Source organism: Glycomyces sambucus, from assembly GCF_900102815.1.
Classification (GTDB): Bacteria; Actinomycetota; Actinomycetes; order Mycobacteriales; family Micromonosporaceae; genus Glycomyces; species Glycomyces sambucus.
Genome location: NZ_FNGF01000006.1, coordinates 277866 through 289285, shown reverse-complemented (window position 1 = coordinate 289285; position 11420 = coordinate 277866). Strand labels below are relative to the sequence as shown.

14 protein-coding genes are annotated in these 11420 nt (G+C 70.2%); all 14 read left to right on the top strand.

Going from position 1 to position 11420, the window contains the following annotated elements:
* The first annotated feature begins 11 nt into the window (after positions 1-11).
* Positions 12-1067 carry a threonine synthase gene (thrC, locus tag BLS99_RS19175; RefSeq protein ID WP_091053543.1) on the top strand — a complete coding sequence of 352 codons (1056 nt, stop codon included), beginning with the start codon at positions 12-14 and terminating at the stop codon, positions 1065-1067.
* Position 1068: 1 nt separating this feature from the next.
* Entirely contained in the window at positions 1069-1971 is a 903-nt protein-coding gene (gene thrB / locus BLS99_RS19170; protein ID WP_091053298.1) for a homoserine kinase, read from the top strand.
* Between the two features lie 548 nt (positions 1972-2519).
* Positions 2520-4424, top strand: a complete 1905-nt coding sequence (rho, locus tag BLS99_RS19165; protein WP_425432627.1) for a transcription termination factor Rho — start codon at positions 2520-2522, stop codon at positions 4422-4424.
* Positions 4425-4581: 157 nt separating this feature from the next.
* Positions 4582-4812: a 50S ribosomal protein L31 gene (rpmE, locus tag BLS99_RS19160; RefSeq protein ID WP_091053293.1), complete on the top strand. Its 231-nt coding sequence runs from the start codon at positions 4582-4584 to the stop codon at positions 4810-4812.
* 93 nt (positions 4813-4905) lie between these two features.
* Complete coding sequence (prfA, locus tag BLS99_RS19155) at positions 4906-5991, top strand: peptide chain release factor 1 (protein WP_091053291.1); 1086 nt, start codon at positions 4906-4908, stop codon at positions 5989-5991.
* A complete protein-coding gene (prmC, locus tag BLS99_RS19150; protein WP_091053288.1) occupies positions 5981-6838 on the top strand; it encodes a peptide chain release factor N(5)-glutamine methyltransferase in 858 nt (285 codons plus the stop codon). Before prfA ends, prmC begins: the two co-directional genes overlap by 11 nt.
* Complete coding sequence (locus tag BLS99_RS19145; RefSeq protein WP_091053285.1) at positions 6835-7578, top strand: L-threonylcarbamoyladenylate synthase; 744 nt, start codon at positions 6835-6837, stop codon at positions 7576-7578. The genes prmC and BLS99_RS19145 overlap by 4 nt, the downstream gene beginning before the upstream one ends.
* The gene (locus tag BLS99_RS19140) at positions 7575-8126 is read left to right on the top strand and encodes an arsenate reductase/protein-tyrosine-phosphatase family protein (protein WP_245712318.1); all 552 of its coding nucleotides are present in this window, start codon (positions 7575-7577) and stop codon (positions 8124-8126) included. The genes BLS99_RS19145 and BLS99_RS19140 overlap by 4 nt, the downstream gene beginning before the upstream one ends.
* Positions 8123-8524, top strand: a complete 402-nt coding sequence (locus BLS99_RS19135; protein WP_091053283.1) for a hypothetical protein — start codon at positions 8123-8125, stop codon at positions 8522-8524. The genes BLS99_RS19140 and BLS99_RS19135 overlap by 4 nt, the downstream gene beginning before the upstream one ends.
* 131 nt (positions 8525-8655) lie before the next feature.
* The gene (locus BLS99_RS19130) at positions 8656-8874 is read left to right on the top strand and encodes an AtpZ/AtpI family protein (protein ID WP_091053281.1); all 219 of its coding nucleotides are present in this window, start codon (positions 8656-8658) and stop codon (positions 8872-8874) included.
* 34 nt (positions 8875-8908) lie between these two features.
* A complete protein-coding gene (atpB, locus tag BLS99_RS19125) occupies positions 8909-9721 on the top strand; it encodes a F0F1 ATP synthase subunit A (protein WP_091053279.1) in 813 nt (270 codons plus the stop codon).
* Positions 9722-9816: 95 nt separating this feature from the next.
* Entirely contained in the window at positions 9817-10023 is a 207-nt protein-coding gene (locus BLS99_RS19120) for an ATP synthase subunit c family protein (protein WP_091030826.1), read from the top strand.
* Positions 10024-10038: 15 nt separating this feature from the next.
* A complete protein-coding gene (locus BLS99_RS19115) occupies positions 10039-10587 on the top strand; it encodes a F0F1 ATP synthase subunit B (RefSeq protein ID WP_091053277.1) in 549 nt (182 codons plus the stop codon).
* Positions 10584-11408, top strand: a complete 825-nt coding sequence (locus BLS99_RS19110; protein WP_425432626.1) for a F0F1 ATP synthase subunit delta — start codon at positions 10584-10586, stop codon at positions 11406-11408. The genes BLS99_RS19115 and BLS99_RS19110 overlap by 4 nt, the downstream gene beginning before the upstream one ends.
* Positions 11409-11420 lie beyond the last annotated feature (12 nt).

Below are 11420 nucleotides of genomic sequence, written 5' to 3'. Positions count from 1 at the left end.
ACAACGCCGCCATGCGCCCGGGGTGGCGCGGCCTGATCGAGGAGTTCCGCGACCGGCTCCCGGTCTCGGACGCCACCCCCGTCGTCACGCTCCAGGAGGGCGGCACGCCGCTCCTGCCCGTCCCGTCGCTGTCGGCCCGCACCGGCTGCGACGTGTACCTCAAGATCGAGGGCCTCAACCCGACCGGGTCCTTCAAGGACCGCGGGATGACGCTCGCGGTGTCCAAGGCCGTCGAGGACGGCTCGAAGGCCGTCATCTGCGCCTCCACCGGCAACACGTCGGCGTCGGCCGCGGCCTACGCCGCGCGCGCCGGGATCACCTGCGCGGTGCTCATCCCGGCCGGGAAGATCGCCCTCGGCAAGCTCGCCCAGGCGCTCGTCCACGGCGCGAAGGTCCTCCAGGTCGACGGCAACTTCGACGACTGCCTCACCATCGCCGACAAGCTCGCGATCGAGTACCCGGTGACCCTCGTCAACCACTTGAACTACAACCGCATCCTCGGGCAGAAGACCGCCGCGTACGAGGTCGTGCAGGTCCTCGGCGACGCCCCCGACCTCCACTGCCTCCCGGTCGGCAACGCCGGGAACATCACCGCGTACTGGCTGGGCTACAACGAGGACCACGCCGCCGGCGCCGCGACGAAGCTGCCGCGGATGCTCGGCGTCCAGGCCGCCGGCTCGGCCCCGATCGTCGACGGCCGCGTCGTGGAGCACCCGCAGACCATCGCCACCGCGATCCGCATCGGCAACCCCGCGTCCTGGACCAAGGCCCTCGACGCGAAGCGGGAGTCCAACGGCGACATCATCGCCGCCACCGACCGCGAGATCCACGCCGCGTACATGCTCCTCGCCCGCTCCGAGGGCGTCTTCGTCGAGCTCGCCTCCGCCGCCTCGGTGGCGGGCCTGCTCAAGCAGGCCGAGGCCGGGTGGATCGAGCCGGGGCAGACCATCGTCTGCACCGTCACCGGGAACGGCCTCAAGGACCCCGACTGGGCCGTCTCCACCGCGCCGCAGCCGCAGACCGTCCCGGTCGACGTGCTCAAGACCGCGACCGCGCTGGGGCTCTAGCTTGGAGTCCTTCAGCACCGGGCCGCGCGCGACGGTCCGCGTCCCGGCCACGTCAGCGAACCTCGGACCGGGCTTCGACTCGCTCGGCCTCGCGCTCGACCTCTGCGACGAGGTCTCGGCCGAGGCCACGAGCGGCACCGCGATCACCGTCGAGGTCGAGGGCGAGGGGGTCGGCACCGTCCCCGGCGACGAGCGCCACCTCGTCGCCGCCGCCATGCTCCGTACCTTCACGACACTCGACCTCGCGGCCCCGGGCCTGAAGATCAAGTGCCGCAACAGGATTCCGCACGCGCGCGGCCTCGGCTCCTCGTCGGCGGCGATCGTCGCGGGCATCATGCTCGCCGACGCGCTCGCGGGCGCCGGCATGACGCGCGGCCAGAAGCTGGTCCTCGCCAGCGAGATCGAGGGCCATCCGGACAACGTGGCCCCGTGCCTGCTCGGCGGCTTCGCCATCGCGTACTCCACTGAGGACGGCGCGAAGGCGGTCGCGCTCGACCCGTCGCCGCGCATCCACCCGTGGGTCTACATCCCGCGGTCGAAGGGCCTGACCTCGGTCGCCCGCGCCGCGCTCCCGGAGAAGGTCGCGCACGCCGACGCGGTGTTCAACCTCTCCCGCGCCGCGCTGCTCGTCGCGGCCGTCTCGCGCCAGCCCTCGCGGCTGTTCGAGGCCACCGACGACCGCCTCCACCAGCGGTTCCGCGCCTCGGGAATGCCCGAGAGCGCGCGCTTGTTGAAAGAGCTGCGCACCGCCGGGATCGCCGCCGCGGTCTCGGGCGCGGGGCCCACTGTGCTCGCGCTGACGGTCGACGGCGCCGAGGTCCCCGAAGCCCCACCGGGCTTCGAGCTGCGGCGCCTGCGAGTCGCCGACGGCGCCGTGCAGGTCCCCGCCGTTGTGAACGAGTGATCCTCGGGTCCGTTGTTGGGAATGGCGGGAGTGCGCTACTATTCCAGTTAGACGACCACCCGGTGTCGTGACTGCTCGAAGCCTTGCTTATGCTTGTGGTCACAACAGCTGCGGCGCATCCAGCGCACGCCTGATCTCTTGTTTGGGTCATCACCCTCAACCATGGATTTGTGACTTTGCATAGCTCCAGCGTGGCATGGCACGGTTTCGACGAAGGAACAGCCGCTGTCCGCATGGATCGCAATCAGCGGGGATCGGCGGCACGTGTCTCACCGTGCACGATCATTCAGCGCCAGCCCGCCGGTCACAGAGCCTCGATCAGGACCGTCCGCTCAGCGGACAGCCCAGGGGTGTTGCACCCGGTGTCAACCGTCGTCTTCCATCCGCCGCGCCCGGCAGGGCCGAGGCGGTCGAAGCGATGGCGGGACGCAGACCAGAACATCGGCATTGCGGCTATTTGAAAGACGCGGAAACTCCTCGAATCCCATTCGAAGTTCCGCCAGGGAAGGAATCCATTGAGCGACACCACCGGCACGACGTCGGACCGGATGAGCGATGCGGCGTCTGCTTCGGAAGAAACTCCGGAGGCCAAGAAGCGCCGTCGGGCAGGAACCGGTCTGGCATCTCTGCTGATGCCCGAGCTCCAGCAGATGGCCCAATCGCTCGGCATCACCGGCGTTGGCCGGATGCGCAAGAGCGAGCTGATCGCCGCCATCCAGGAACGGCAGGATGCGGGCTCGCAGCCCGGCGGTGCCCGCGCAGAACAGGAGGCCCCGCCAGTGCCTGACTCCGAACACACACCGACCGCCGAGGGTCCGCAGACCACTGTCGACTCCGCGCCGAGCGACAACGGCTCCGAGAGCGCCGATGCCAAGGGCGGCACCGCCGTCCGCCGGGCCACCCGCCCGGCCGGCCCGCCTCAGCCGCGTCGCCGCCAGGAGTCCCAGTCGAGCTCGCAGGACGTCGCCGAGACCGGGGCCGCCGAGGCCCCCGCGTCCGTCGCCGTGATCGAGTCCGATGAGGACCGGCCGCAGCGCCGCCGCCGCACCCGTGAGAACGGGCGCCCGGAGGGTCGCGAGAACGGCCGCCGCGACGAGCAGCCCGAGGCCCGGAGCGAGTCGCGCGAGCGCCGCAACGAGCGCAATGAGCGGGACGACTACGACGACGACCGCGGTCCCCGCGACGGGGACGGCGAAGGCCGCCGCCGCAAGCGCCGCGACCGCTCCGACCGCCGCCAGCGCGGCGGGCGCGACGAGGCCGAGCAGCGCGGCGGCCAGCCGCAGCAGAACGACGAGCTCCTCGTCCCGGTCGCCGGCATCCTCGACATCCTCGACAACTACGCGTTCATCCGCACCACCGGCTACCTGGCCGGACCGGACGACGTGTACGTCTCGATGTCGCAGGTCCGCAAGTACCGGCTGCGCCGCGGCGACGCCATCACCGGCGCGGTCAAGCCCACCCGCGGCGAGGAGCCCGGGAACGGCAACAGCCAGCAGGCCAAGCAGCGCCGCGAGAAGTACAACCCGCTCGTGCGCCTCGACACCGTCAACGGCATGAACCCCGAGGACGCGAAGAAGCGCGACGAGTTCTACAAGCTCACGCCGTTGTACCCGCAGGAGCGCCTGCGCCTGGAGACCGAGCCGAACGCGCTGACCACGCGGGTGATAGACCTCGTGGCCCCGATCGGCAAGGGCCAGCGCGCCCTCATCGTCTCCCCGCCCAAGGCCGGCAAGACGATGGTGCTCCAGGCGATCGCGAACGCGATCACCACGAACAACCCCGAGTGCCACCTCATGGTGGTCCTCGCGGACGAGCGGCCCGAAGAGGTCACCGACATGCAGCGCTCGGTGAAGGGCGAGGTCATCGCCTCGACCTTCGACCGCCCGCCGTCGGACCACACCACGGTCGCCGAGCTGGCCATCGAGCGCGCCAAGCGCCTCGTGGAGCTCGGCCACGACGTGGTCGTGCTGCTCGACTCGATCACCCGCCTGGGCCGCGCGTACAACAACTCGTCGCCCGCGTCCGGACGCATCCTGTCCGGCGGCATCGACTCGACCGCGCTCTACCCGCCGAAGCGCTTCCTGGGCGCCGCGCGGAACATCGAGCACGGCGGTTCGCTGACGATCATCGGCACGGCGCTGGTCGAGACCGGCTCCATGGGCGACACGGTCATCTTCGAGGAGTTCAAGGGCACCGGCAACGCCGAGCTCAAGCTGGACCGGAAGATCGCCGAGAAGCGCACCTGGCCCGCGATCGACGTGCACCAGTCGAGCACCCGCAAGGACGAGCTCATGATGAGCCCCGAGGAGCAGGCGGTCATGCTCAAGCTCCGCCGGGTCCTGTCCTCGCTGGAGCCGCAGCAGGCGATCGAGCTGCTCATCGACCGGCTGAAGAAGACCCAGACGAACGCCGAGTTCCTGATGTCCATCGTCAAGAGCACGCCGGGCGACTGACCGCGAAGTGTGAGGCCGCCCTGGTTGAGAGCGGCCTCACGCCTTACCATTGAACGCTGGTGCGCAGGTCGCGCACTTTGACTAAGCGCCCTCCGGGGCGAAACGCGGTACCGGTTCACGGCGAAGCCGACCCGGCGACCGATATGAAAGGGAAGTCATGAAAGAGGGCATCCACCCTGAGTACGTCGTCACCGAGGTGACCTGCTCCTGCGGGAACGCGTTCACCACCCGGTCGACGGTGGCCAGCGGCAAGATCCAGGCGGCGACCTGCAACAAGTGCCACCCGTTCTACACCGGCAAGCAGCGCATCCTCGACACCGGCGGTCGCGTGGCCAAGTTCAAGGCCCGCTACGCCAAGGCTGCCGAGAAGGCCCAGGCCGGCAAGTAGCTTTGCCTCGCGGCGCTCGTGTCTGTTGACGCGGGCGCCGCGTTTTTCGTCTCCGATGACCGTTCGCAAGGCTCTCTCCGTAAGGAACCTGACATGACGACCGCTGCCGACAACCGCCTGGCGTCGCTGCTCGCCGAGTACCGCGACCTCGAGGTCCAGATGGGCGACCCCGCCCTGCACGCCGACCCGGCCCAGGCCCGGCGGGTCGGCCGCCGCTACGCCGAGCTGTCCCCGATCGCCAAGACCGCCGAGGACATCGCCGCGGCCAAGGACGACCTGGAGACCGCCGAGGAGCTCGCCAAGGAGGACGCCGACTTCGCCGCCGAGGCCGAGGGCCTGCGCCAGCGCATCCCCGTGCTGGAGGAGAAGCTCGCCGAGCTGCTGGTCCCGCGCGACCCCGACGACTCCAAGGACGTCATCATCGAGATCAAGGCCGGCGCGGGCGGCGAGGAGTCCGGCCTGTTCGCGGGCGACCTCATGCGCATGTACCTGCGCTACTTCGAGCGCCAGGGCTGGGCCGTGGAGACCCTGGAGATGGTGCCCACCGACCTCGGCGGCGTCAAGGACTCCTCGATCGCCGTGCGCACCAAGGGCAACCCCGAGGGCGGCAACGGCGTGTGGTCGCGCATGAAGTTCGAGGGCGGGGTCCACCGCGTCCAGCGCGTGCCCGTCACCGAGTCCCAGGGCCGGGTGCACACGTCCGCGGCCGCGGTCGTGGTCATGCCCGAGGCCGAGGAGGTCGACTTCGAGCTGAACATGAACGACGTCCGGGTCGACGTGTACCGGTCCTCGGGCCCCGGCGGCCAGTCCGTCAACACCACCGACTCGGCCGTGCGCCTCACCCACGTGCCCACCGGCGTGGTCGTCACCTCGCAGAACGAGAAGAGCCAGCTCCAGAACAAGGAGGCCGCGATCAAGGTCCTGCGCGCCCGCCTCCTCGCCAAGCAGCAGGAGGAGGCCGCCGCCGCGGCCGGCGCCGCCCGGCTCCTCCAGGTGCGCACCGCCGACCGCTCCGAGCGCATCCGCACCTACAACTTCCCGCAGAACCGGCTCACCGACCACCGCATCGGGTTCACCGCGTACAACCTCGACCAGGTCATGGACGGCGCCCTCGACGAGGTCCTCGACGCCCTCGCCGCCGCCGACCGCGCCGACCGCATGGCGCGCGGTGCCGAATGACCCGGACGGCGCGGTGACCTGGGCCGAAGCGGTCGCCGCCGCCGCGAAGCGACTCGCGGCGGCCGGCGTCGCCTCCCCGCGGGTCGACGCCGAGCTGCTGGCCGCCCACGTCTCCGGGCTGCGGCGCGCGCGACTGCTCGTCGCCGACGGGCCCGACGCGGCCCGCCGCGCCGAGTTCGACGCCCTCGTCGCACGCCGCGCCACCCGCGAACCGCTCCAGCACCTCACCGGCTCGGCCGCGTTCCGCTACGGCGAACTCGCGGTCGGACCCGGCGTGTTCGTGCCCCGGCCCGAGACTGAGCTGCTGGTCGACTGGGCCCTCGCGCACCTCCCCGAAGGCGGCACCGTCATCGACGCGTGCTCGGGCTCGGGCGCGGTCGCGTACTCGATCGCCACCGAGCGCCCGGACGCCCGCGTGTGGGCCGTCGAGGTCGACCCCGACGCGTTCGAATGGCTCGAATCGAACCTGGAGGGCACCGGGGCCGTCCCCGTGCTCGCCGACGCCGTGGCCTCCGGCACGCTCGCCGAACTCGACGGCCAGGTCGACCTCGTCACCGCGAACCCGCCGTACGTGCCCTTCGAGATCGAGGTCGCCCCCGAGGTCGACTTCGACCCGAGCGGTGCCGTCTACGCCGCCGAGGCCGGGCTCGCCGTCATCCAGCCGCTGGCCGTGCGCGCGGCGAACTGGCTCCGGCCCGGCGGCTGGTTCGGCTTCGAACACGACGACACGCACGGGACCGTCGCACCGGAGATCCTCCGCGTCAGCGGGTTCACCGATGCCGAGGACCACGACGACCTCGCCGGCCGGCCGAGGTTCGCGACCGGAAGGCTAGGCTTGCTGCCGTGAGGCTGTTCAATTGCAGGAAGATCAAGGACCGCGCCACGGGCGTCAAGTCCGCCGCGCGCGCCGTCACCGGCGGCCGCCTGGTCGTCATCCCGACCGACACCGTGTACGGGATCGGCTGTGACGCGTTCAACCACGCCGCCGTGAAGGCGCTGCTCGCCGCCAAGGGCCGCGGGCGCGACATGGCCCCGCCGGTCCTCATCGGCTCCAAGCGCGCCCTCGACGGCATCGCCTCCGACGTCCCCGACTCCGCCAAGGACCTCATCGAGGCGTTCTGGCCCGGCCCGCTCACCGTGGTCGTGCCCTACACCCCGACCCTGACCTGGGACCTCGGCGACACCGACGGCACCGTCGCGGTGCGCATGCCGCTGCACCCGCTCGCGCTCGAACTGCTCAAGGAGACCGGCCCCATGGCCGTGTCCTCCGCGAACAAGCACGGCCAGCCCCCGGCCGAGACCGCCACCGACGCCAAGGCCCAGCTCGGCTCCGACGTCTCGGTGTACCTGGAGGCCGGCCCCAGCGAGGACAACCTGCCCTCGACCATCGTCGACTGCGTCGCGCACCCCCCGCAGGTGCTGCGCGAGGGCGCCCTGACGCTGGAGCAGATCCGCAAGATCGTCCCCGACACGCTCGACCGCGACGGCTACGGCCCCGGCCAGCGCCCCGAGGACCAGGAGGCCGACGAGCCCGGCGAGACCGCCGACGAACCCGCGGACGCCCCGAGCGAGGAGACCTCCGCGTGAGCGGCCCGTTCTCCGTGCTCCACGTGTGCACCGGCAACATCTGCCGGTCGCCCATGTCCGAGCGCATCCTCGACGGGCTCACCGGCGACGGGGTGTACAACCACGGCGCCGGCACCTCTTCGTGGCACGAAGGGGACGACATGCAGCCGTTCTCCGCGCGCGAGCTGGAGGACCGCGGCTACGAGAGCGCCGGGCACGGCGCGCGCCACCTCACCCGCGCCCACGTCGAAGCCTCGGACCTCGTCCTGGTCGCCACCGGCGGCCACCTCGACTTCGTCACCGAGCACTACCCCGAGGCCGCCGGGAAGACCTTCCTCGTGCGGACCTTCGGCAGCCTCGCGGCCGACGTCGCCGCGGAGCTTCCCGAGGGCGACGTGCACACCCGCGGCAAGGCGCTCGTGGCCCTCGCCGAGCTGCGCCGGGACAGGTACGAGGCGGTCGACCTGGCCGACCCCTGGGGCCTGAGCCGCGCCGACTACGCCCGGATCGCCGACCAGCTGGAGACCGCGCTCAAGCCCGTCGCGGCGGCCCTGGAAGGGGACGCGTGAAGTCCGCGCGGGGGTTCCTCAAGCCGTGCTTCGCCGTCGCGGGCGCCGCGGCGGTGCTCGCGGCCGTCCTCGGCTGGGTCTTCGCGGGCGCCGTCGGCGCCTGGGCGGCCCCCGCGGGCGTCGCATTGGCGGCCTTGGGGTTCGCCGGTTCGGTGCAGGCGGTGGCCGCCGTGGAGCGAATTGACCTGCGTCTCACTCTCCCTATGGCTTTGATCACATACGCGGTCAAGCTGATGATCGCGTTCTTTGCACTGTGGACAGTGAAATCGACGGTCCCCGATGCCCTCCTCCCGTTCGCCTGGGGGATCGTCGGCGGCGCCGTGGTGTGGCTCGCGACCCAGGCTGTCTGGGCTTATAAGGCGAAGATCCCCTACATCGAGCTGAACCAGGGATCTTGACGCTTCCTTGACGCCCCCGGCACCGCGACACGCGGTGTTTCGTGGAGGTTGACAATTGCGCACCGATGGCGCTCATCTCAGCGAACCCGCTGGGCAGTTCCTGCGTAGTAGCTGTTAGAGTTCAATCCGACATGGCCGACATGGAACCCCCCGAACGCAAGCCCCAGCCTGACGGTTCTGACATGGGCTGGCGCGCTCTGGGATATCTGCTGTCCGGGATCATCGTCTGGGGTGGTCTCGGATATCTCGTCGACCTGTGGCTCGGACTGCCCAAAGTCGGGCTCCTGGTAGGGATGCTGGTCGGTGCTGGAGCGGGGATGTACCTGCTCATCAAGCAGATGTCGCCGTAGTTTTGACCGACACTGACTGAGAGGCGTGGCTCGCGTGACCGACTCAGCCATCGTGCTGGCCGAAGGGGAGTCCCACTTCCCGCCCGGTATCCACAGCTTTGACTTTGCCGACTGGTTCTCCGGGCTCACCGGGACCGCGCTCGCCCACATGTTCACCACCATCACGATGGTGGTCTGGGCGACCGTCGCGATCCTGATCATCTTCTTCCTGTGGGCCAACCGCAAGCCCCAGATCGTCCCCACCAAGAAGCAGTGGATGGCGGAGTCCGCCTACGGCTTCATCCGGAACACCGTCGCCATCGACCTGATGGGCAAGAAGGACGGCGTCAGGTTCGCCCCGTACCTCGCGACGCTGTTCCTGTTCATCGTCCTCATGAACTTCTGGGCCATCGTGCCCGGCATCCAGATCTCGCCGATGTCGCACATCGCGTTCCCGGCGATGCTGGCGGTCCTGTCGTGGATCATCTACGTCTGGGTCGGCATCAAGACCCACGGCTTCGCCAAGTGGTTCAAGATGACCGTGGTGCCCCCGGGCGCCCCCGGGTTCATCTACCCGCTCCTGGTCCCGATCGAGATCCTGCAGAACATCTTCCTGCGGCCGATCACGCTGGCCCTGCGGCTCTTCGCGAACATGTTCGCCGGCCACCTCATCCTGCTGGTGTTCATCCTCGGCGGGTTCGAGATGCTCAACTCCAGCAACTTCTTCATCCAGGGCCTGTCGGTCTTCTCGTTCGCCATGGGCATCGGCATGACGCTCTTCGAGCTCATCGTCATCCTGCTCCAGGCGTACGTGTTCACGCTGCTGACGGGCATGTACATCCAGGGGTCCCTCGCGGAGGAGCACTAGCTCCCACGAACTTCCGCCCCTCAATCAGTTTTCGCAATTGAACAACATCGTGCGCGTGACGGACACGCCACGCTGACACCTAGGAGAAAAACGCCATGGAAGGCACTCTCAACGTCGTCGGTTACGGCCTCGCTGCGATCGGCCCCGGTATCGGTGTTGCCCTGATCTTCGCCGCGTGGATCACCGCCACCGCGCGTCAGCCCGAGTCGGCCGGCATCACCCGCCCGATGCTGTTCATGGGCTTCGCCCTCGTCGAGGTTCTGGCCCTCTTCGGCCTGGTCCTCGCCTTCGCCCTTTCCTAGCAGACAACCGGAGCGATGATGATTCACGCCGCCGAAGAAAGTGGAGCGGGCATCCTCTTCCCGATCTGGCAAGAGATGCTCGTCGGAGCCATCGCCTTCGGTCTGCTGTGCTTCGTGCTCATGAAGTTCGTCTTCCCCCGCATGGAGAAGACGTTCGAAGCACGAGTGGACGCGATCGAAGGCGGCATCGAGCGCGCCGAGCGTGCTCAGGAAGAGGCCAACCAGACGCTCGAGGAGTACCGCCGCAAGCTCGCCACCGCACAGGAGGAGGCCGCGGCGATCCGCGACGAGGCCCGTGCGACGGCCGAGGCCGGCAAGGAGGAGATCCTGGTCTCCGCCCGCGAAGAGGCCACCCGCATCATCGCGGCCGGCCACGCCCAGGCCGAGGCGTCGCGCCAGCAGCTCATCCGCGAGCTGCGCAGCGAGGTCGGCAACCTGGCGGTCGACCTGGCCGGGAAGATCATCGGCCAGCGGCTCGCCGGCGACGCCGACACGACCGCCACGGTCGACCGGTTCCTCGCCGAGATCGCGGACGAGACGGCCGAGACGAGCGGAGCGCGCTGATGTCGACGACTGGACGCGAGAGCATCGAGGCCGGCCGGGCCGTGCTGGAGGCCGCCGCCTCCGGCGCCTCGGCCGAGCAGCTCACCGAGTGCGGCGATCAGCTGCTGGAAGTGACGCGGTTCCTCGTCGACCAGCCTCGGCTGCGTCGCGCCCTGTCCGACCCCGCCCGCGCGGCGGACGACCGCGAGGGGCTGCTCCGCCGGCTCCTCACCGGTCAAGTCGGCGACACCGCCGCTGACGTGGTGGCCGCGCTCGTGCGCGGCCGCTGGGGCACCCCGTCCGAACTGGTGGACGGCACCGAGCACCTCGCCCTCGAGGCGCTGCTGCTCGCCGCCGCCAAGGACGGCAGCCTGGCGAACGTCGAAGACCAGCTGTTCCGCTTCGGACGGCTCGTCGACGGCGACGCCGAGCTCGCCTCGGTCCTCGGCGCCTCCGGCACCGACCCCAAGGGCCGGGCCTCGCTGACCGAGCGCCTGCTCGACGGCAAGGCCGAACCCGTGACCGTGAAGCTCGCGGCCGCCGCATGCCACGGCATCGGCGGGCGCAGCTTCCACGCCTCACTGGCCCACCTGGTCGAGACCGCCGCGGCGGCCCGCGACGAGTCCGTGGCCTACGTGACCGTGGCCAAGCCGCTCGACGAGAACGGCGAGCGCCAGCTCGGCGCCAAGCTGTCGCTCGTCTACGGCCGCCCGGTGGCGCTCAAGGTCACCGTCGACCCCGCGATCGTCGGGGGCATCCGGGTGCAAGTCGGCTCGGACCTGTGGGACGGCTCCGTCTCGCGCCGCCTCGACGAAGCCCGCCAAGCCTTGGCCGGACGCTGATCCAGCCGGTAG